The sequence below is a fragment of the Streptomyces sp. NPDC059455 genome, assembly GCF_042750115.1.
GTDB lineage: Bacteria > Actinomycetota > Actinomycetes > Streptomycetales > Streptomycetaceae > Streptomyces > Streptomyces endocoffeicus.
The window spans coordinates 1,504-20,919 of the sequence record NZ_JBHYVB010000080.1; the positions used below are offsets into that span (position 1 = coordinate 1,504).

At 71.5% G+C, this 19,416-nt stretch carries 19 protein-coding genes; 13 read left to right on the top strand and 6 right to left on the bottom strand.

The window, feature by feature from the left end; all coding sequences use genetic code 11:
* Positions 1 to 226: 226 nt before the first annotated feature.
* The 3 genes from ACFXB5_RS26295 to ACFXB5_RS26305 form a co-directional block, all read right to left on the bottom strand.
* Positions 227 to 1,627 carry a nitrate/nitrite transporter gene (locus ACFXB5_RS26295; RefSeq protein ID WP_385212077.1) on the bottom strand — a complete coding sequence of 467 codons (1,401 nt, stop codon included), beginning with the start codon at positions 1,625 to 1,627 and terminating at the stop codon, positions 227 to 229.
* A gap of 210 nt (positions 1,628 to 1,837) precedes the next feature.
* Complete coding sequence (locus ACFXB5_RS26300) at positions 1,838 to 2,203, bottom strand: MmcQ/YjbR family DNA-binding protein (RefSeq protein ID WP_385212079.1); 366 nt, start codon at positions 2,201 to 2,203, stop codon at positions 1,838 to 1,840.
* A 239-nt stretch (positions 2,204 to 2,442) separates the two neighbouring features.
* A complete protein-coding gene (locus ACFXB5_RS26305) occupies positions 2,443 to 3,396 on the bottom strand; it encodes a LysR family transcriptional regulator (protein WP_385212080.1) in 954 nt (317 codons plus the stop codon).
* 121 nt (positions 3,397 to 3,517) lie between these two features.
* Between ACFXB5_RS26305 and ACFXB5_RS26310 the strand changes: the two genes are divergently transcribed.
* From ACFXB5_RS26310 to yicI, 8 genes are all read left to right on the top strand, one after another.
* The gene (locus tag ACFXB5_RS26310) at positions 3,518 to 3,712 is read left to right on the top strand and encodes a hypothetical protein (protein ID WP_385212082.1); all 195 of its coding nucleotides are present in this window, start codon (positions 3,518 to 3,520) and stop codon (positions 3,710 to 3,712) included.
* Between the two features lie 121 nt (positions 3,713 to 3,833).
* Positions 3,834 to 4,190, top strand: coding sequence for a hypothetical protein (locus tag ACFXB5_RS26315; protein ID WP_385212083.1), 357 nt, complete (start codon positions 3,834 to 3,836; stop codon positions 4,188 to 4,190).
* The gene (locus ACFXB5_RS26320; protein WP_385212085.1) at positions 4,187 to 4,438 is read left to right on the top strand and encodes a hypothetical protein; all 252 of its coding nucleotides are present in this window, start codon (positions 4,187 to 4,189) and stop codon (positions 4,436 to 4,438) included. The genes ACFXB5_RS26315 and ACFXB5_RS26320 overlap by 4 nt, the downstream gene beginning before the upstream one ends.
* A gap of 198 nt (positions 4,439 to 4,636) precedes the next feature.
* Positions 4,637 to 5,530 carry a LysR substrate-binding domain-containing protein gene (locus tag ACFXB5_RS26325; RefSeq protein WP_385212087.1) on the top strand — a complete coding sequence of 298 codons (894 nt, stop codon included), beginning with the start codon at positions 4,637 to 4,639 and terminating at the stop codon, positions 5,528 to 5,530.
* A gap of 168 nt (positions 5,531 to 5,698) precedes the next feature.
* On the top strand, positions 5,699 to 7,003 hold the full coding sequence (locus ACFXB5_RS26330; RefSeq protein ID WP_385212089.1) for an extracellular solute-binding protein: 1,305 nt from the start codon (positions 5,699 to 5,701) through the stop codon (positions 7,001 to 7,003).
* Positions 7,000 to 7,914: a carbohydrate ABC transporter permease gene (locus tag ACFXB5_RS26335; RefSeq protein ID WP_385212091.1), complete on the top strand. Its 915-nt coding sequence runs from the start codon at positions 7,000 to 7,002 to the stop codon at positions 7,912 to 7,914. Before ACFXB5_RS26330 ends, ACFXB5_RS26335 begins: the two co-directional genes overlap by 4 nt.
* A gap of 71 nt (positions 7,915 to 7,985) precedes the next feature.
* Entirely contained in the window at positions 7,986 to 8,750 is a 765-nt protein-coding gene (locus tag ACFXB5_RS26340) for a carbohydrate ABC transporter permease (protein ID WP_121825177.1), read from the top strand.
* Positions 8,751 to 8,763: 13 nt separating this feature from the next.
* Positions 8,764 to 11,031: an alpha-xylosidase gene (gene yicI / locus ACFXB5_RS26345; RefSeq protein WP_385212092.1), complete on the top strand. Its 2,268-nt coding sequence runs from the start codon at positions 8,764 to 8,766 to the stop codon at positions 11,029 to 11,031.
* Positions 11,032 to 11,171: 140 nt separating this feature from the next.
* Here yicI and dacB read toward each other — a convergent pair whose 3' ends face one another.
* A complete protein-coding gene (dacB, locus tag ACFXB5_RS26350; protein WP_385212094.1) occupies positions 11,172 to 12,818 on the bottom strand; it encodes a D-alanyl-D-alanine carboxypeptidase/D-alanyl-D-alanine-endopeptidase in 1,647 nt (548 codons plus the stop codon).
* 131 nt (positions 12,819 to 12,949) lie between these two features.
* Between dacB and ACFXB5_RS26355 the strand changes: the two genes are divergently transcribed.
* A complete protein-coding gene (locus tag ACFXB5_RS26355) occupies positions 12,950 to 13,351 on the top strand; it encodes a DUF3592 domain-containing protein (RefSeq protein ID WP_385212096.1) in 402 nt (133 codons plus the stop codon).
* Positions 13,352 to 13,586: 235 nt separating this feature from the next.
* Here the strand turns inward: ACFXB5_RS26355 and ACFXB5_RS26360 are convergent, their stop codons facing one another.
* Entirely contained in the window at positions 13,587 to 14,255 is a 669-nt protein-coding gene (locus ACFXB5_RS26360) for a TetR/AcrR family transcriptional regulator (RefSeq protein ID WP_385212098.1), read from the bottom strand.
* A gap of 99 nt (positions 14,256 to 14,354) precedes the next feature.
* On the opposite strand from ACFXB5_RS26360, the gene ACFXB5_RS26365 reads away from it, so the two are divergent.
* Positions 14,355 to 15,281, top strand: a complete 927-nt coding sequence (locus ACFXB5_RS26365; RefSeq protein WP_385212099.1) for a zinc-binding dehydrogenase — start codon at positions 14,355 to 14,357, stop codon at positions 15,279 to 15,281.
* Between the two features lie 114 nt (positions 15,282 to 15,395).
* Here the strand turns inward: ACFXB5_RS26365 and ACFXB5_RS26370 are convergent, their stop codons facing one another.
* Complete coding sequence (locus ACFXB5_RS26370) at positions 15,396 to 15,866, bottom strand: MarR family winged helix-turn-helix transcriptional regulator (RefSeq protein ID WP_385212101.1); 471 nt, start codon at positions 15,864 to 15,866, stop codon at positions 15,396 to 15,398.
* A 270-nt stretch (positions 15,867 to 16,136) separates the two neighbouring features.
* Between ACFXB5_RS26370 and ACFXB5_RS26375 the strand changes: the two genes are divergently transcribed.
* The 3 genes from ACFXB5_RS26375 (at position 16,137) to ACFXB5_RS26385 (ending at position 19,357) form a co-directional block, all read left to right on the top strand.
* Complete coding sequence (locus ACFXB5_RS26375; protein WP_385212138.1) at positions 16,137 to 16,886, top strand: DODA-type extradiol aromatic ring-opening family dioxygenase; 750 nt, start codon at positions 16,137 to 16,139, stop codon at positions 16,884 to 16,886.
* A gap of 82 nt (positions 16,887 to 16,968) precedes the next feature.
* Positions 16,969 to 17,904, top strand: a complete 936-nt coding sequence (locus ACFXB5_RS26380; RefSeq protein WP_385212103.1) for an NADP-dependent oxidoreductase — start codon at positions 16,969 to 16,971, stop codon at positions 17,902 to 17,904.
* A gap of 103 nt (positions 17,905 to 18,007) precedes the next feature.
* Positions 18,008 to 19,357 (top strand): PucR family transcriptional regulator, encoded by a 1,350-nt coding sequence (locus tag ACFXB5_RS26385; protein WP_385212105.1) that lies wholly within the window; start codon positions 18,008 to 18,010, stop codon positions 19,355 to 19,357.
* Positions 19,358 to 19,416: the final 59 nt, after the last annotated feature.

Below are 19,416 nucleotides of genomic sequence, written 5' to 3' on the forward strand. Positions count from 1 at the left end.
TTAGCGATATGTGTCGCGGCCCGGTGTGGGGGGGGTTTCCCGGTGTTTCCCCGGGCTTACGGGGGCGGCGGGGGGGGGGCCCCCCCCGCCCCCCGTCCGGGCCCCCGGCCGACCGTACGCCCCGAACCGCCGGGACGCCCGCCTGTAGGCCGCTCGGCGGCCCGCTCGGACGGCCCCCTCGGGCCTCCGCTCAGACGTCCCCTCGGAGGCCCGCTCAGACGTCCGCTCAGACGTCCGCGTAGGCGGGTTGCCGCTCCGGCCGCGGATCATGCGCACCCGCCTGCGCGGCGGACACCGCGGCCGGGCGGCGGGCGCCACGGAGGTATACGACCCAGGTGACCGCGGAGCACACCGCGTAGAAGGCGAGGAAGGAAACGAAGGCGGGGGTCCCGGAGTGGGCGCCCGCGAACGACTCCCGGAAGGCGAGGTTGACCCCGAGCCCGCCGAGCGCGCCGACCGCCCCGATCAGCCCCATCGCCGCGCCCGACAGCCGCCGCCCGTAGGCCGCGGCCTCCTCGCCGGTCAGGCCGCGGGCCACGGCCTTCGCCTGGAAGATGCCGGGGATCATCTTGAAGGTGGAGCCGTTGCCGAGTCCGCTGAGGACGAAGAGGGCGATGAAGCCGACGAGGAAGACGGCCAGCGACTTCTGCGCGGAGGCGTAGACGACCACGACGGTCGCGGCGGCCATGGCCGCGAAGGTCCACAGCGTGATCTTCGCGCCTCCGTGGGCGTCGGCGAGCCGGCCGCCGACGGGGCGGATGAGCGAGCCGAGCAGCGGGCCGATGAAGGTGAGCGAGGCGGCCTGGAGCGGGGTGCGGTCGAACTGGTTCTGCAGCACCAGACCGAAGGCGAAGCTGTAGCCGATGAACGAGCCGAAGGTGCCGATGTAGAGCAGCGACATGATCCAGGTGTGGGCGTCCCGCGCCGCCTCCTTGGCCGCCCCGGCGTCGTTGCGCACCGGCGCCAGGTTGTCCATGAACAGCGCCGAGAGCACCGCCGCGACCACGATCAGCGGGACGTAGACGGCCAGTACGAGCCGCGGATGGGTCGCCCCGGCGGTGCCGATCACCAGCAGGCCGACCAGCTGGATCACGGGCACGCCGATGTTGCCGCCGCCCGCGTTGAGGCCGAGCGCCCAGCCCTTCCTGCGCAGCGGGTAGAAGGAGTTGATGTTGGTCATGGACGAGGCGAAGTTACCGCCCCCGACCCCGGTGAGCGCCGCGACCACCATGAACGTGGTGTACGAGGTCCCGGGCTCCATCACCACGGCGGCGGCGATCGCGGGCACGAGCAGCATCCCCGCGCTGATGATCGTCCAGTTGCGCCCGCCGAACCGCGCGACGGCGAAGGTGTACGGCACCCGCAGCACCCCGCCCACCAGCGTGCCCATCGCGACCAGGAAGAACTTCCCGGCCGGGTCGACCCCGTACTCCGGCCCCATGAACAGCACCATCACCGACCACAGGCTCCAGATCGAGAACCCGATGTGCTCGGAGAGGATGGAGAAGACCAGGTTCCGGGCAGCGATCCGCTCGCCCTCCTCCTTCCAGAACCTCTCGTCCTCCGGGTCCCACTGCTCTATCCAGCGGCCCCCCTTGCGCGCGGTGGTGGTGGTCGGGGCAGTCATCACGCCTCCACAGTTCTCGGTGTCGCTGCAGACGGTAGGGACAGCGGATTTCCGGGCTGTGGCGGCAGGTGACGCGGACGAAACCTTGCTCTCACCTGGGGGGCCGGGTGGCGGTGAGGGGGATTCCCGGGGGCCCGGAACCCCGTGGAAGCCAGGACCACGACACCCTCAAGGGCGATCACGACACCCTCTAGGGCGACCACGACGCCCTCAAGGCCGGTCGAGCCGGAGCCGCTCGGCCCTCGGCAGCCCCGCGACCACCAGGTCGTAGGAGTCCTCGATGAGCTCCCGGACCAGCCGGTCCGGGAGGGCGCCGTCGACCGTCACCGTGTTCCAGTGGCGCTTGTTCATGTGCCACCCCGGGACGATCAGCTCCGGATGCCCCTCACGGAGCCGACCCGCGTCCGCCGGGTCGCACTTCAGATTCACCGTGAGCGGACGGGCGTCCAGCGTCGTCAGGGCGAAGATCTTGCCGAGCACCTTGAAGGTCGAGACCTCCGGATGCCGGGAGAACGGGAACTCCTCCACCACCGCGTTGAAGGAGAGGCAGAAGGACCGCAGTTGCTCGGGGCTCACTCCGGATTCTCCTCGCACTCGGCCGAAGGGGCTCAGGGGACGGAAGGGGCTCTACGAACCCAAGGGGCCAGGACGATCCCCACCGTAGACCACGCCTCCGACAGCCAACCGGTGACGGCGGTTGCGCTGAAGTCCGGCGCGGTTCGGTTGCGCCCCGAAGGGGCGCGGGGAACTGCGCGAACAGCCACGACGCAGCCGCAGATGAACGACCACACCTCGCGGCAATTCCCGCGGAGCGCTCAGTCCGCCTCGGGACGCGGCAGCCAGGAGTCCGGTGGGCGGTGGAGCCAGCCGGACGTGGTGGCGAGCGCGCGGGCCGCGGTGTGGAGGGCGTCCAGGCCGGGGTGGGTGAGGCCCTTGCGCCACACGATGGAGACCGGTGAGAGCGGAACGGGCTCGGTGAGGGGCCGCAGCACCGCGCCGGGCAGGTGGGTGAACACCTCGCTGGCCAGCACCGACCAGCGGCGCTTGGTCACCACCCGGATGAACTCCTCGTCCCCGTCGATCTCCGGGAACGGCTCCGCCATCGCGATCCCGCGCCCCGCGAAGAGCTGGGTGGCCAGGTCCGTCCACTCGGTGGTGGTGTCGTTGCCCGCCGCCGCGTACAGGGTCTCGCCCGCGAGCGCGGACAGCGGGATCTCCACCAGCCGGGCCAGCGGGTGGTCCTCGCGCAGGACCACGGCGATGCGCTCATAGCGGATCAGCCGGTGGTCCAGCCGGGCGAGCACGGCGGGGTCGAGGCCGCGGGCCCGGCCGAAGGAGACGTCGAGGCGTCCGGCGAGGAGCTCGGCGGCGGCCCCGGCCAGCCCGCTGTGGAAGCGGGCCACCAGCTCGGTCTCGGGGCCGATACGGCGCCGCGCCTCCGCCAGCACCTGGTTTCCGGTGCTCACCGGGGCGCTCACGTCCACCAGCAGCGGACGGCGCTCGGCCCCGCTGAAGGCCGCCGCCAGGTCGTCCTGGGCCTGGAGCACCCGCCGGGCGTACGGCAGCAGCCGTTCACCCGCGGCCGTGAGGGCGACCTGGCGGGTGGTACGGACGAACAGCTCCGCGCCCAACTCCCGCTCCAGGCGCCGGATGTCGCGGCTGAGGGCCTGCTGGGCGACGTAGAGGCGGGCGGCGGCGCGGGTGAAGTGCAGTTCGTCGGCGACGGCGGTGAAGGCGCGCAGCAGGCGCGGTTCGATGTCCCGGTTCACCCGCACATGGTGACCGACGCGCCCCTCGATCCTCACCCGGCCAGCATTGACAACAGGGATGCGTGAATGCCCCCCGATCAGGTGTTGGACCGCCCCCGGCCGGGCCCGGGACCGTAGTGGCATGATCCTCTTCCTCGCCTCCCGCCCCGTCGTCCCCCGCCCCGCCCACCCCGGCACCACCCCACCGCGCCGCCGCCGCTCCCCGCTCACCACCCTCGCGGCCTTCGTCCGACGGCCGCGGGCCCGAAGCCGCACCCGCGCGGCCGAGCCGACATCCCGGCCACGCGGCTCCGACCCCCGGCCGACGCGACGCTAATACCCCCGACCGGCGCGGGCCCCGCCATCAGCCGGATTCGTCATACAAGCCACCGCTCGCCACGCATGCCCCCTCATGGCCAGTACGGTGCATACGGACACCGAACAGCCCGGAGGACCGTATGAGCGCACACCCTATGGAGCCGCCCACGGGGGGCCTCATCCCCCGGCCGGAGCGCACTCCTGAATCGCTGCGCCTCGCGCTCGCCCGCGTAGCCCCCCATCGGCTGGGCGAGATGGAAACCCAGAAGAACGAGGCGTTCGCCCTGGCAGCCGAACACAACAACCTCGGCCCCATCCGCCAATGGCTGACCATCTGGGCCGGCGAGGTGGAGATCGAGCGCCGCCCCGACCTGGCCGCACGACGGCGTAACGCCGAACACGCGGTACACACTCTCGACAAGGACGACCCGACCTGGCGGGCCGCCATGGACGAACTCCTGGCCGTGGTGAACGAGGCCCGGCAGGCCACCGCGTGAGCTGGGCCTGGGAGTACGACCCCAGCGAAGACCACGTCGCGGGCGGCGCCCCACCCGCTCTGATCGCCGAAGTGGAGAAAAAGGCGGACGAGTTGGTCCGCGCGGCGGCCGCCTTGTATCTGGACGGCCCGGCGTACCAGGGACCGTCGCCGCGCGGTGAGAACGTTCTTGTGCCCGGCGGCATGTTCCTCTGCCAGGTGGTTCCCCGGCACGAGCGCGTCTACCTGCTGCAGATCACTGCTTGGTGATCACCCCCGAAGCGCCAAAGCGGCAGGGACAGCAGGGGGCCGGGGCGTTCCTCGGGGAGGAAGTGGCCCTGTCGTCGATCACGGCGCCGCGGATCCCCGGGGCGAGCGGGCCAGTCGAACACCGGCGCGACGATGCTTTCCTCTTTGATATATGAGACGTAAAGGGATTATTCGCGATCAGATATAGGCTTGGCCCTTATGGAGCTGCGCCATCTCCGCTACGCGCTCGCCCTCGCCGAGCACGCCCACTTCGGCCGCGCCGCCGCCGCGCTGGGCATCCGGCAGCCCCCGCTGTCCCAGCAGATCAAGGCGCTGGAGACCGAGCTGGGCGTACGGCTCTTCGACCGCACCGGGCACGGGGTGCGGCCCACCGCCGCGGGTGAGGCGTTCCTGGCCCGGACCCGGCAGGTGCTGGACCATCTCGACCTCGCCGTACGGGACGCGGCCGACGCCGGGCGGGGCGAGACCGGTTCACTCGCCATCGGCTTCCTCGGCACCGCGCTGGCCGCCGTGCTGCCCGAGGTGCTCACCGCCTTCCGGACCCGTCGCCCGCAGGTCCGGCTGGAACTGCGGGAGCTCCCCAGCGCCCGGCAGATCGAGGCGCTGCTGGACGGCAGCCTGGACGCCGGGGTCATCTGCGGCCCGCCGCCCGCGGCCGCCCGGCGGCGGCTGACCAGCCTGCCGCTGGGCCGGGAGACCCTGGTGGCGGCGGTGCCGTCCGGCCATCCGCTGACCAGCGCCGCGGCCGTGCCCGTACGGGCGCTGGACAGCGAGCCGCTGATCCTCTCCTCGCGGCAGGCCGAGCCCGCCGCCGCCGATGTGGCGCTGGCCGTATGCCGTGCCGCCGGGGTCGAGCCGCGGATCGCGCATGAGGCGCACAATCTGCACACCCTGCTGGGGCTGGTCGCCTGCGGGCTCGGCATCGGCATCGGACCGGCGGGGATGCGGCGCTTCCGGCATGTGGGAGTGACCCTGCTGCCGCTGGAACCGGCCGCCGCCGGGCTGGAGTTCCACCTCGCCCACCGCTTCGGCCCGGTCCCGAGCGTCCTGGGCGCGTTCCTCCGCACGGTGCGCCAGGTCCACCGGGGCTGAGGGCCGAGAGGGCCTCCCCTTCGCGGCGCTTCCGGATGCGCCCGCTCCCGCCCGTTTTGTCAACGGCATTGACATATCTCTATCACCCCTCGTATACCTCTCCCCATCGAAGCGCTTCGACGAACGTCGCACGCACACCCTTCCTTCCAACCCTCCCGGAGGCAGCGGATGTTGACGGCACGGAAACGGACGAAACGAACGGTGGCCGTCATCGCGGCCACGCTCGCGACATCCCTACTCATCGCGGGTTGCGGGGACAGCGGGGACGAGGCCGGGGACGGCAAGTCGCTGAAACTCTGGCACTACGAGGCGCCCAACAGCGCCATGGGCATCGCCTGGAAGCAGGCCATCGAGGAGTTCAAGAAGAGCCATCCGGGCGTCACGGTGAAGGTCGAGGAGAAGGGCTTCGAACAGATCCAGAAGACCGCCTCGATGGTCCTCAACTCCGGTGACGCACCCGATCTGATGGAGTACAACAAGGGCAACGCCACCACCGGGCTGCTCTCCAAACAGGGCCTGCTCACCGACCTCACCCCCGAGGTCACCAAGCGCGGCTGGGACAAGCCGCTCAGCTCCGGCGTGCGCACCACCAGCCGCTATGACGCCCAGGGCGTGATGGGCACCGGCAACTGGTACGGGATCCCCAACTACGCCGAGTACACGATGGTCTTCTACAACAAGACCCTCTTCGCCAAGCACCACATCAAGGCCCCGGCCACCTTCGACGAGTTCACCGCCGCCCTGAAGGCGTTCAAGGACAAGGGCGTCACCCCGCTGGCCAGCGCGGGCGCCGAATACCCCGCCCACCAGTACGTGTACCAGCTCGCCCTCTCCAAGGCCGACCGCTCCTGGGTGGACGCCTACGAGCAGTACCAGGGCAAGCCGGACTTCCACGACGCCGCCTGGACCTATGGCGCCACCACCTTCGCCGACTGGGTGAAGAAGGGCTATATCGCGAAGAGTTCGAGCGGCGCCAAGGCCGAGGACGCGGGCGCGGCCTTCATCGCGGGGAAATACCCCATGTTCTTCTCCGGCAGCTGGTGGTTCGGCCGCTTCAAATCCGAGATGAAGGACGAGTGGGGCACCTTCCCCTTCCCCGGCTCCAAGCTCACCCTCGGCTCCGGCGGCAATCTCTGGGTCGTCCCGAAGGGCGCCAAGAACAAGGAGCTCGCCTACGACTTCATCGACATCACGATGAAGAAGGGCATCCAGAACACCCTCGGCAACAACGGCGGAGTGCCCGTGGCCGCCGATCCCTCGGCGATCACCGACCCCAAGTCCAAGGCCCTGATCAAGGACTTCACCGCTTACGCCGACGGCGACGGCCTGGCCTTCTACCCCGACTGGCCGGTCCCCGGCTTCTATGACGTCCTCGTCTCCGAGACCCAGAAGCTGATCACCGGCAGCGCCGGGCCCGACGCCTATCTGGACGCGCTGAAGAAGGCATACGACGCGGGCGCGCCGAAGGGATGAGCTCCCACGGCAAGGCACCGCTGCTACGGCGCCGCGAATATCCGTACGCCCTGTTCCTGCTCCCCGGCGCGCTGGCCTTCCTCGCCGTCATCGTCGTCCCGTTCCTGATGAACACCGGGATCAGCCTCACCCACTGGCAGGGCGTGGGCAGCCCGAAGTGGGCCGGGCTCGCCAACTACCGCGATCTGCTGGACGACTCCGCCTTCTGGGAATCCTTCCGGCACAGCCTGGCGATGGTGGTGGCGATGGCGGTGCTCCCCACCGCCATCGGCCTGGTGCTGGCCGCCGCGCTCTTCGACTACATCGCCAAACACATCGGCACCCGCACCGCGAGCGTGCTGCGCGCCTGCTTCTATCTGCCGCAGGTGCTGCCGATCGCGGTGGCCGGAATCGTCTGGAGCTGGATCCTCGCCCCGGAGAACGGCGCGCTCAACGAGGCGCTGGGCGCCGTCGGCCTCGACTCGCTGCGCCATGACTGGCTGGGCGACCCGGACTTCGCGCTCTACAGCGTGATGGCCGTGATGGTGTGGGTCCAGCTCGGCTTTCCGCTGGTGGTCTTCATGGCGGGGCTCCAGCGCGCCGATCCGTCCCTGCACGAGGCGGCCGAGCTGGACGGGGCGTCGTGGTGGCGGCGGTTCTGGCATGTGACGCTGGAGCAGATCCGCCCGGAGATCTATGTCGTGCTGCTGTGGTGCACCATCGCGGCGCTCAAGGTCTTCGGCGCGGTGTATGTGCTCACCAAGGGCGGGCCGGGTGGGGCCACCAATGTCCCCTCGTACTTCTCCTTCCAGTCCTTCTTCGAGAAGACGCAGGTCGGGTACGGCTCCGCGGTCTCCACCGCCCTCACCGTAATCATCCTGGCGCTGGCCCTGGTGGCATTGCGCCTGCAAACCCGGGCGGAGGACCAGTGAACGCCGTCAAGCGGCACCAGGCCCCGGCCCGCTACCCCGTGCTGGCCGCGCTGACCGTGGCGGCCGCCCTCATGGTGCTGCCCTTCCTCGTGGTGGCCCTCAACGCGGTGAAATCGCCCGCCGACTACTCCGCGAACGGCCCGCTGAGCCTGCCCGAGGGGATCCACCTCGACGGCCTGAGGGACTTCTGGCAGCGGGTCGACTTCGGCCGGAAGCTGTTCAACTCCGCGCTGATCTCCGGCTCGGTGGCGGTGCTCGCCGCGCTGCTGTCGGTGCTCAACGCGTATGCGATCGGCATCGGCCGGGTCAGGGGCCGCCCCTGGGTGCTGGCCTTCTTCGTGCTGGCCAACATGCTGCCGCAGGAGGCCCTGGTCTACCCCGTCTACTACCTGTCCAAGCAGGTGGGCCTGTATGACACCCGGCTGAGCGTGATCATCGTCTTCACCGTGATCCAGTCGGCCTTCGGCACCTATCTGCTCTCCTCCGTGCTCGGCGCCTTCCCCAAGGAGGTCATCGAGGCGGCCCGGATCGACGGCGCCACCAAGTGGCAGGTGCTGTGGCGGGTCGTGGTGCCGGTCAGCCGCCCCACCATCGGAGTGCTGCTGGTCTTCTTCTTCATCTGGACCTGGAACGAGTTCCTGCTGCCCCTGGTGATGCTGATCTCCAACGACAACCAGACGGTCTCGGTGGCGCTCGGCGTCCTCCAGGGCCAGCGGCTGATGGACGCCACCATGACCAACGCGGCCGCCCTGCTGGGGGTGCTCCCCGCGTTCTGCTTCTTCCTGATTTTCCAGCGGACCCTGACCCGTGGCATCGCCATGGGCGCGGTCAAATGACGAGGAGGGCCGCATGAAGTTCAGCGACGGCTACTGGAGACTGCGCGAGGGCGTCCACGCCGCGTACCCCCAGGGGGTGCTCGATGTGGAGACCGGCCCCGGCACCCTCACCGTCCACGCCCCCACCCATCCCGTACGCCACCGCGGCGATCTGCTCAAGGGTCCCGCCCTCACCCTGACCTGCACCGCCCCCATGCCCGATGTGATCGCCGTCCGGATCACCCACTTCGCGGGCGGGGTGGAGCGCGGCCCGTCGTTCGAGATCGCCCGCGAGACGTACGACGCCGAGGTGAGCTGCGACGACGGGGAGGCCCGGCTCACCTCGGGCGCGCTCTCGGTGCGCCTCGCCCGCACCGGGCCCTGGCGGATGGACTTCGAGGCCGCCGGGCGCACGCTCACCAGCAGCGGCGTCAAGGACATGGGCATCATGGAGACCGCCGACGGCCACCACCACCTGCGCGAACGGCTCGCGCTGCGGGTCGGCACCTCGGTCTACGGCCTCGGCGAGCGCTTCGGCCCGCTGGTGAGGAACGGCCAGGCCGTCGACATCTGGAACGCCGACGGCGGCACCGCCACCGAGCAGGCGTACAAGAACATCCCGTTCCTCCTCACCGACGCGGGCTACGGGATCTTCGTGGACCACCCCGGCCGGGTCTCCTTCGAGGTCGGCTCGGAGGCGGTCTCCCGGCTCCAGTTCAGCGCCGAGGACCAGGAGCTCACGTACTACGTCATCCACGGGCCCACCCCCAAGGAGATCCTGCGCCGCTACACGGCGCTCACCGGCCGCCCCGCGCTGCCGCCCGCGTGGTCCTTCGGGCTGTGGCTGTCCACCTCCTTCACCACCTCCTACGACGAGGAGACGGTCACCGGCTTCGTCGACGGCATGGCGGAGCGCGCCCTGCCGCTGTCCGTCTTCCACTTCGACTGCTTCTGGATGCGCGAGTACCAGTGGTGCGACTTCACCTGGGATCCGCGGGTCTTCCCCGACCCGGCGGGCATGCTGCGCCGGCTGCGCGAGCGGGGGCTCAAGATCTCCGTCTGGATCAATCCGTACATCGGCCAGCGCTCCCCGCTCTTCGCCGAGGGCAAGGCGGCCGGGCATCTGCTGAAGCGGCCGGACGGGTCGGTGTGGCAGTGGGACCTGTGGCAGCCGGGCATGGCGCTGGTGGACTTCACCAGCCCGGAAGCCCGCGCCTGGTACGCGGCCAAGCTGACCGCGCTGCTGGACATGGGCGTGGACTGCTTCAAGACCGACTTCGGCGAGCGGGTGCCGCTGGACGTGGTCTACGCGGACGGCTCGGACCCCGAGCGGATGCACAACTACTACACCCACCTCTACAACCGCACCGTCCACGAGGCGCTGAGCGAGCGGCGCGGGGAGGGCGAGGCGGTGGTCTTCGCGCGCTCGGCCACGGCGGGCGGCCAGCGGTTCCCGGTGCACTGGGGCGGCGACTGCGAGTCCACCTACGAGGCGATGGCCGAATCGCTGCGCGGCGGGCTCTCGCTGGGACTTTCCGGCTTCGGCTTCTGGAGCCATGACATCGGCGGCTTCGAGGGCACCCCGGACCCGGCCCTGTTCAAGCGGTGGATCGCCTTCGGGCTGCTGTCCTCGCACAGCAGACTGCACGGCTCGTCCTCCTACCGGGTGCCGTGGCTCTTCGACGAGGAGTCGGTCGAGGTGCTGCGCCACTTCACCCGGCTGAAGCTGCGGCTGATGCCGTATCTGTACGAGGCGGCGCGGCAGGCGCACACCGAGGGCGTCCCGGTGATGCGCGCCATGGTCCTGGAGTTCCCGGACGACCCCGGGTGCGCGGGTCTCGAGCGGCAGTACATGCTCGGCGGGGATCTGCTGGTCGCCCCGGTCTTCGACGACGAGGGCGAGGTGACGTACTACGTACCGGAGGGCGTCTGGACGCATGTGCCCAGCGGGCGGACCGTGCGCGGCCCGCGCTGGGTGCGCGAGACCCACGGCTTCCTCAGCGTCCCGCTGCTGGCCCGCCCCGGCGCGGTGATCCCGTTCGGGGCGGCCGACGACCGCCCCGACGCCGACTGGGCGGACGGGATCACGCTGCGGGTGTACGAACCGGCGGCGGGCCCGGTCACGGTGCGGGTGCCGCGCCCGGACGGCACGACGGCCGCCACCTTCACCGTCGTCCGGGACGGGGCGGTGCTGCGCGCCGAGGCCGCCGGCACCTCGGCGCCATGGCGGCTGGAGGTGGCCGGCGGCGCGTCCGCGGAGGCGTCGGCGGGGACGTCGGTGCTGAGGCTGCCGATGCCGTAGCCCTGGCGCGGGCGCTAAGCGGATCGGCGGAAGTCGGCTGCGGTTCGGTGGCGCCCCGAAGGGGCGCGGGGAACTGCGCGACCAGCCACGACGGTGCCGCGGACGATCGACGGCAGGTCAGGGCACTTCCCGCGGAGCGCTCAGCAGCGCCGGGGCTTGACCCAGGAGCACTCGCGTCCGGCGTCGGCCGTGGCGGCCGGGGCGCCCCGTACGGCACGGGGCCGCACCGCCTCCGCATGGCCCTCGCCGGACTTCGCGAGCGTCACCACGATCGCGTCCTCCAGGTTCTTCACGGACGAGGCGAGATAGTTGTTGAGGACGACGCTGTAGACCAGCTCCCTGCCGTCCGCGTCGGTGACATAGCCGGAGAGCGCGGAGGCGCCGGTCAGGGAGCCGGTCTTGCCGCGCGCGTTCCCGGCCGCCGGCGTGGAGCACATCCGCGACCGCAGGGTGCCGCCCACGAACCGGTCCGGTGCGCAGGCCACCGGCAGCGAGGCGTACCAGTCGGCGTACCAGGGCTCGTCGCGCACCGACAGCAGCAGTTCGGTGAGGCGCCCGGCCGCGATGTTGTCCATCCGGGACAGCCCCGAGCCGTCCACCTGGCGCACCGCGCCGCTGTCCACGCCCTGCTTCTTCAGCCAGTCGGCGATGGCGGCGAGCCCCGCGTCCCAGGTGCCGCGCCCGGCCGTCTCATAGCCGATGGCCTTGGTGAGCGCCTCGGCGTGGATGTTGTTGGACAGCTTCATGAACGGGATGAGCAGTTCCTTCAGCGGCATGGAGCGGTGCGAGGTGAGCGTTCGGGCGTCCGCCGGGGCGGCCCGGCCCAGGCGGGTGGGCCCGGCCACGCGGACGCCGTGCCGTTCGAGGGCGTCGGCGAAGACCGAGGTGGCGTAGCCGGTGGGCGCCCAGACGCTGACCCACTCCTTGGCGGTCGCCGCCCCGGCCGGGAGGGCGCCGCTGACGGTGATGGTGTTGGAGCCGTGCTGCCGCTCGATGGTGAGGCCGCCGCTTCCGGTGGTCGCGCGGTTGTCGATCCGTACGTACGCGTTCGGCGGCGTGACGGTGACCTTCGGCCGGTCGCCGGTCGCCGCGCCCGGGGTCACCTCCACGATGACGCTGCCCGCGTCGTAGTCGGTGTCGGGGGCGAGGGTCAGCGCGGAGATCTGCGCCGCGTAGTACGAGGACTCGTCGTCGGCCGCCCAGGAACGGCCCACCCGCTGGGCGTCGAAGCGGGTGTCATCGGCGATCAGCCGCCCGCTGACCTCGGTGATCCCCGCGTCGGCGACGCCCTTCGCCAGGCGGTCGTAGTCCCCGGCGAGCATCGTGGGGTCGCCGGTGCCGCGAAGGAAGAGATCGCCCCGGAGGGTGTGCCCGCGTCGGCTGCCGTCGGTCAGCACATCGGTGCGGAAGCGGTGGTCGGGGCCGAGCAGCCCCATGGCGGCGGCCGAGGTGAACAGCTTGGTGTTGGAGGCGGGCATCAGCCGGTCGTCGGGCCGGTGCCGGTAGAGCACGGCACCGGAGTCGGCGTCGGCGACCACCACCCCGGCCGCGCCGCCCTTCAGCAGGGGGTCGGCGAGGATGGTGTCGATGGCGTCGCCGATCCCGGCGCGGGAGGCGTCCGCAGCGCGGGAGGCGTCCGCAGCGCGGGAGGCGTCCGCAGCGCGGGAGGCGTCCGCAGCGCGGGAGGCGTCCGCACCGGCCGGTGAGCTCCAGGTGAGGGTGAAGGCGAGTCCGATGACGAGGGGCCAGATCCAGCCGCTCACACGACGGTTCAGGGGTCTGCTCATGTCACGGGAGGATCCCGCACCCCGTCATTTCGCGACAGAGCGCGCGGGCGGCAACCGAAGCTCCGGATCAACGCGTCTCCCGTGGCGGACAGGGATTCGGACACTCGGACACGACGAGAGGCGGTTCATCGATGGCCGTGCCCGGAGCCGATCTGCTGTGCGTCGCGGTCGGTTTGTTGCTCTACGCCTGCGCTGTCCGCGACGCCCGGCTGGTGCGACGGCTGCGCCGCGAGGGGGTCCGTGCGGAGGGCGAGGTGGTCGCCAACCTCGTGGACCGCCGGGACCAGGGCGGGACCCAGACGCCGGTCATCCGGTTCCACGACCACCAGGGCTACGTGGTGGAGTTCACGACCGCGATCCAGGGCATCGGCCTGGGGCTGGCGACCGGCCGGAGGGTGGACGTGAGGTACCTCCCGGGCGAGTCACAGAAGGCCCGGGTATGGATGCGCCGCCAGCTGGTGGGCCCGGCGGTGGGCCTGACCCTAGGCGGCACGATCTTCCTCGGCTTCGGCCTGGTGATCGCCTTCAGCTGACCACCGCCCGCGGGGCGGGGGCGCAACCCCGGGGCGGGGGCGCAACCCCGGGCGGGGGCGCAACCCCGGGCGGGGGGCGCGACCCCGGGGCGGGGGGCGCGACCCCGGGGCGGGGGGCGCGAGGTCACGGGACGGGGGGCGAGGTCACCGCCGTGAACGGGCAGTTCCGGCCCGGCCACGGGCGGCCCAGGGCCCGGACATCAACCGCCGTCCCCGCCGGGCGCGGCCCCAGGCGTCAGCGGGACGTGGTCAGGGCGAGGCTCGCGGGGAGGGCGGCGACGGTCTCGCGGAGGCGATCGGCCAGCTCCCCGGCGGTGGGCGGCTCGGTACGGCTCGCCCCGCGCGCCCCGTCGGCCTCTTCGGCCTGTGCCACCCAACACGCCAGTGCCCCGTGGAACGCGGCGACCAGCATGTCCACCGCCAGCCGCGGCCGGAGGTCGCCCGGCGCGCCGAGGCCGAACCGCCGGTGCAGGATCGCCAGCGCCTCCTGCGTGGTGGCCTCGCAGAACTGGAGGCCGTGCGCGCCCATCGAAGGCGTCCGTTCGGCCAGCCGCCGACTGAGCAGCATCCGGCGGGCCCAGCCCTCGTCGTCCATCCGCGCCAGCGCGGCCAGCAGCGCGTCCCGCCCCAGCTCCACCACCGGCAGCCCGCCCGGGTCCGCGGTCTCCAGCTCCTCCAGGAAGGCCCGCCACAGGTCCTGGTCGGGGGCCATCGCGACGTCTTCCTTGCTGGTGAAGGTGCGGAAGAAGGTGCGCTTGGAGACCTCCACCTCCTCGCACAGCTCGTCCAGCGTCACCCCGCCGAAGCCGCGCCGGGTGAACAGTTCCAGCGCGGTGTCTATCAGCGTCTGACGGGTGCGCCGCTTCTTGCGTTCGCGCAGTGAGGAGTTGGGAGCGGCAGTCACGGCGGAAAGTGTAGCCGTCATCGATGACGCCACTTGCACGCGTTCGCCACTCAGTGGCATAACTGGTGCCGCCATCATTCACCGGAAAGGCGAACCGCCATGCGCGCCCTGCTCGTTGACCACTCCTCCCCCTCCGGCCTGCGCCTCGGCGCGGCGGCCGACCCCGAACCCGCCCCCCACCAGGCGCTGGTCCGGGTGACCGCCACCTCCCTCAACTACGGCGAGATCTCCCACCGGACCGAGGCCCCCGACGGCACCGTGCTGGGCTGGGACGCCGCCGGAGTGGTCGAGCGCGCGGCCGCCGACGGCTCGGGACCGGCCGCCGGAACCCCCGTCGTCACCCTGGGCGCGGACGGCGGCTGGGCGGAGCTGCGCGCGGTGGACACCGGAATGCTCGGCGTCCCGCCCGCCGGTGCCGACCCCGGCGCGCTCAGCACCATCCCGGTCGCGGGCGGCAGCGCCCTGCGCGCGCTGCGCCGGATCGGCGACACCCTCGGCCGGCGCATCCTGGTCACGGGCGCCACCGGCGGGGTCGGCCGGTACGCCGTCCAGCTCGCCCGGCTCGGCGGCGCCCATGTCATCGCCTCCACCGGCGATCCGGCGGCCCACGGCGACGGCCTGCGGACACTGGGCGCCCACCAGGTGGTCACGGACCCGGCCGAGATCGACGAGCCGGTGCACGGAGTGGTCGACAACGTCGGTGGACCGCAGCTGGTGGCCGCGTACGACAAACTCGCCGCGCACGGCACCCTGGTGTCCGTCGGCCATGTCACGGGCCAGCCCGAGAACTTCCCGTTCGGCGCCCTCTACGGCAACGAAGGCCGCCACAACCGCTCCATCGTCACCTTCTACCTGCTCGACCGGCCCGACATCGGCACGGACCTCGGCTGGCTCGCGGAGCGCGTCGCGGCGGGCGACCTCGACCCGCAGATCACCTGGCGCGGCGGCTGGGACCGAGCCGAGGAGGCCATCACCGCCCTCCTGGACCGCCGCCTCCACGGCAAGGCGGTCCTGGACATCGACTGACCGTCGACGGCCGACGTCACCGCACCATGACCGTCAGCACCGGCGCCTCCGGCGAAGACTGCGCGGTGCCTAATTCCGTGCGCGGGCACGGCCACGGACCCCGGCGGGACGGCGTCAGCAGTCGAGTTCCTGACGCACGGTGGCGGCGATCCGAGTGAGCGCGACCCCGAGGTGGCGGCGCTGGGCGGCGGTGAGCGGGTCGAAGACGAGCCGCTTGACCTGTGCGACGTGCTCGGGTGCGGTCTCGACGAGTTTCTGCCGGCCGGTGTCGGTCAGAGTGGCCAGGGTGTACCGGCCGTCTTCGGGATCGGGTCGGCGGCCGACCCAGTCGCGGGCCTCAAAGCGGTCCATCACCTTGGACAGGCGGGGCTGGGTGCTGTCGCAGTCCCGGGCCAGGTCGCTGAGGCGCATCGTGTGCTCGTCGGCCATGGACAGCCGTGCCAGCACCCCGTACTCGAAGTTGCTGATGCTCGACGTGCGCTGCAGCTGACGGTCGAGGGCTGCGGGCAGGGCGATGACGACGGTGAGGAGCGCCTGCCACAGGGCCTGCTGATCATCGTCGAGCCAAGGTGACTGGGTGTTCATGAACCCCATCATACTTGCCCAGGCAAGTCGCATCACTTGCCTGGGCATGCCTTTACGGGTTAGCGTTTCACTTGCCTGAGCAAGTCATTTAGCTTGCCTGGGCAAGTGAAGGAGTCGATTTCGATGACCCCCGTGCGTAGCCTGGCCTCCACAGACGGCCCGGCTTCCCCCTTTCCCTCACCCACTCCGGCCGGGGCATACGACGACCTGTTGGCGCGGGTGCTGCCGCAGGCGCGCCGGCACCGGATGTGGGATCCGTCGGACGGGCCCCTGCCTGGCCTCTTCGTCAGTCACGGAGCCCCGTTCACGCTCGACGACCCACAGTGGCTCAGCGACCTGTTCCACTGGGCGCAGTCGATACCCAAGCCCCGGGCGATCTTGGTCGTCTCGGCCCACTGGGAACAGGCGCCGGTCGCGATATCCGGTGCCGCTGCCGGCACCCCGCTCTGCTACGACTTCAGCGGCTTCCATCCCCGCTACAAGACCCTGCCCTACGCGACCCCGGACGCGACTGACCTGGCGCGGCGTCTGTCGGGCCTGCTGGGCCGGGCGCCGGTGCACGAGTTCACCGACCGCGGTCTCGACCACGGAGCGTTCATCCCGCTGATGGCCATGTATCCGGCAGCGGACATCCCGGTCGTGCAGCTGTCGATGCCCAGCCTGGAGCCTGAAGCTCTGCTGGAGCTGGGGGCGCGCCTGCGGTCTCTGCGCGGGGAAGGCATCCTCGTACTCGGCTCGGGCTTCATGACGCACAGCTTCGCCGTCTTCCGGCAACCCGAACTCGCAGCGGCCACAACGGCCTTTGACGAGTGGGCTGTTGACGCGCTGACCCGGGGCGACGCCGATGCCCTGGCCGACTACCGCGCCAAGGCACCAGGCGCCGCCATCGCTCATCCGACGGCTGAGCACTTCGTTCCGTTGCTGGTCACCGTCGGTGCCGCCGACGACCCGGCCAGCGCGGTGAGCGCCATCGACCGCATGGTGATGGGCAATTCCACGCGGTCGGTGCAGCTGACCTGAGCACCTTGGTGTGCTTCTCGTTCCCGCCTGATCGCCTCAATCCGCTGGCGACGGCATCCATTCGATCCTGGAGGAAAGTGCCATGAAGGCAGTGCGTTTTCACGAGTTCGGCAGCAGTGAGGTGCTGCGCTACGAGGACATCGACCGTCCCGTTCCCGGCGCCGGTCAGGTGCTGGTGCGGCTGGCCGCGACCTCGTTCAACCCGGTCGACGACCACATCCGCGCCGGCGCCCTCGCCGAGATGATCCCGATCACCCTCCCGTACGTACCGGGGATCGATCTGGCAGGCACAGTTGAGGAACTCGGCGCCAACGTGACGGACTTCCAGGTGGGCGACCAGGTCGTGGCGATGCTGCCCCTCGGCTCCGCCGGCGGCGCCGCCGAGTACGCGGCCGTACCGGCCGAGTCCCTGGCCGCGGCGCCCCGCACGATCGACCTGGTCGACGCCGCGGCCCTGCCGCTGACCGGCCTGGCGGCCTGGCAGACGGCGTTCGAGCTCGCTGAGCTGAAGTCCGGCCAGTCCGTCCTGGTCAACGGAGCGGGGGGCGGGGTGGGCAGCCTGGTGGTGCAGCTCGCCGTCGATGCGGGAGCCAAGGTGACCGCGGTGGCCGCGGAGCGGCATGCCGAGCGCCTGCGCGGATACGGCGCCCACCAGGTCCTCGGACCGCTCGACCTCGCTGCGGGTCCGGCCCCCGTGGGCGGTCCGTTCCAGGTCGTGGTCAACCACGTGCGGGTCTCCCCCGACGAGCTCGCACGGCTGACGGCCTACGTCGCCGACGGCGGAGTCGCCGCGAGCACGGCCGGCCCGATCCCCGAGGACCCCGCCCGGGGTGTGCGCAGCGCGAACCTGTTCGTCCGCCCCGACGGCGCGCAGCTGGCCGAGCTGGTCGGCAAGGTCGACGCCGGCAAGGTCCGCACCCACGTCGCCGCCCACCGCTCAGTGGCCGAACTGGCCGCCGTGCATGCGGATGCCGGCGCCGGACGGCTGCCCGGCAAGACGGTCGTGCTCGCCCCCTGACCGAGCCGCTCCCGGCACGTGCAGCGGGGCCTTCGCCCCGATGCACGTGCAGCGGCTGCCGATGTGGCGGGGGAGCCCGTCGCCATGCGCGAGGGAGGACGGTGTGACGACCGATACCGGCCAAAGGCGGCTGCGGCGGGCCTGGCTCGCGCGGCTGAGCCCGCAGGGCGAGGTCGATCTCGACCGGGCGGCCTTGCCTCGCGCCCTGATCGAGGACGCTGTCACGCGCCTCGGCCTGGGCCCGGTGGGCTGGGCGATCGAGCTGAGTTCTGTGGTCGTGCGACGGATCGTCGCCGAGGTGCCCCCTCTCGGCGGCAGTCCGGCCGCGGTCGAGATGCTGCGCCGGGGCAATGAAGCCACCACCGTGCGGGCGCTGTCCACTCTGGTGGACAGCCCTGACGCCGCGCCGCCCGTCGGTGAGGCGACGCTGGAAGGCATCCGCGAATTCGTCCACCGGGCCATTCCCCTGGAGCGTGTGCTGCAGGGGGTGCGGATCGGGCACGCGGCCACCACCGAGGCGTTCTTGCGGGCCTGCACCGAACTGGTCGATCCGCGGGTGGCGGTCGATGAGGTCACGGCGGTCTCCCGCGAGCTGTTCTCCTACGTCGATAACCTCTCCGACGCCATGATCCGCACCTACCTGGCGGAGCACGAGGCGTGGAGTACCAGCGCGGCAGCGGCGCGGGCCGACCTCGTACGTTCGCTGCTGAGCGATGCCGCGAGCGTGGACGCCGACGAGGCATCCCGTGCCCTTGGCTACAACCTGCGGCGTACGCATGAGGCGGTCGTGGTGTGGTCGGATTCGCCTCACGCAGGCTCCACGCTGCAGGCGGCGGCGATCGAGGTGCTCCGGGCCCGGGGAGCCAACGCGACGCTGACCGTGCCCGTGGCCGCGGGGCGGCTGTGGGCCTGGGGCGTCGTGCCTGCGGACGGCACACGCGAGGACAGTTCACCGGAGGCCATCGCGCAGGCGCTGTCCGTGCGGCAGCTGCAGGCGGCCTTCGGGACCCCGGGCGCCGGTGTCGCGGGCTTTGCCCGCTCGCATCGCGAGGCCCAGCGCGCGGAGCGAGTCGAGCGGCTGCGCCGTGAAGCGGGCCAGGATATTCGGACCGCGACCGCCTATGCCGACGTCGCCGCCGTCGCGCTCATGGCCACCGATCTCGAGGCGGCCGGTGACTTCGTACGCCGGGAGCTCGGCGCCCTTGCTGAACCCGGCGCGGTGATGGAGGCACTGCGGACTACGCTCTTCTACTACCTGGGTGCCGAGCGCAGTCTCGTGGAGGTCGCCCGTCGCCTGCACGTGGCCAGGGCGACCGTGACGTATCGCGTGAAGCGGGCCCAGGAGGTGCTGGGACACGGCCTCGACGACCGCCGGTTCACGCTCCATACCGCGCTGGCTCTCGCCGAGGAACTGGGCGACGCGGTCCTCCTACCACGCACACCCCAGCGGTGAGCGGCGTGCGGATCACGGACGGACCGACACCTCAGTCCGGCAGACCAACGAGAGCGCGG

Excerpts from the sequence above, each read along its gene's own strand:
- ACFXB5_RS26295 (WP_385212077.1), bottom strand. The coding sequence starts at position 1,627 with ATGACTGCCCCGACCACCACCACCGCGCGCAAGGGGGGCCGCTGGATA.
- ACFXB5_RS26310 (WP_385212082.1), top strand. The coding sequence starts at position 3,518 with ATGATCCTCTTCCTCGCCTCCCGCCCCGTCGTCCCCCGCCCCGCCCAC.
- ACFXB5_RS26315 (WP_385212083.1), top strand. The coding sequence starts at position 3,834 with ATGAGCGCACACCCTATGGAGCCGCCCACGGGGGGCCTCATCCCCCGG.
- ACFXB5_RS26325 (WP_385212087.1), top strand. The coding sequence starts at position 4,637 with ATGGAGCTGCGCCATCTCCGCTACGCGCTCGCCCTCGCCGAGCACGCC.
- ACFXB5_RS26330 (WP_385212089.1), top strand. The coding sequence starts at position 5,699 with ATGTTGACGGCACGGAAACGGACGAAACGAACGGTGGCCGTCATCGCG.
- ACFXB5_RS26335 (WP_385212091.1), top strand. The coding sequence starts at position 7,000 with ATGAGCTCCCACGGCAAGGCACCGCTGCTACGGCGCCGCGAATATCCG.
- ACFXB5_RS26340 (WP_121825177.1), top strand. The coding sequence starts at position 7,986 with ATGGTGCTGCCCTTCCTCGTGGTGGCCCTCAACGCGGTGAAATCGCCC.
- yicI (WP_385212092.1), top strand. The coding sequence starts at position 8,764 with ATGAAGTTCAGCGACGGCTACTGGAGACTGCGCGAGGGCGTCCACGCC.
- dacB (WP_385212094.1), bottom strand. The coding sequence starts at position 12,818 with ATGAGCAGACCCCTGAACCGTCGTGTGAGCGGCTGGATCTGGCCCCTC.
- ACFXB5_RS26355 (WP_385212096.1), top strand. The coding sequence starts at position 12,950 with ATGGCCGTGCCCGGAGCCGATCTGCTGTGCGTCGCGGTCGGTTTGTTG.
- ACFXB5_RS26365 (WP_385212099.1), top strand. The coding sequence starts at position 14,355 with ATGCGCGCCCTGCTCGTTGACCACTCCTCCCCCTCCGGCCTGCGCCTC.
- ACFXB5_RS26370 (WP_385212101.1), bottom strand. The coding sequence starts at position 15,866 with ATGAACACCCAGTCACCTTGGCTCGACGATGATCAGCAGGCCCTGTGG.
- ACFXB5_RS26380 (WP_385212103.1), top strand. The coding sequence starts at position 16,969 with ATGAAGGCAGTGCGTTTTCACGAGTTCGGCAGCAGTGAGGTGCTGCGC.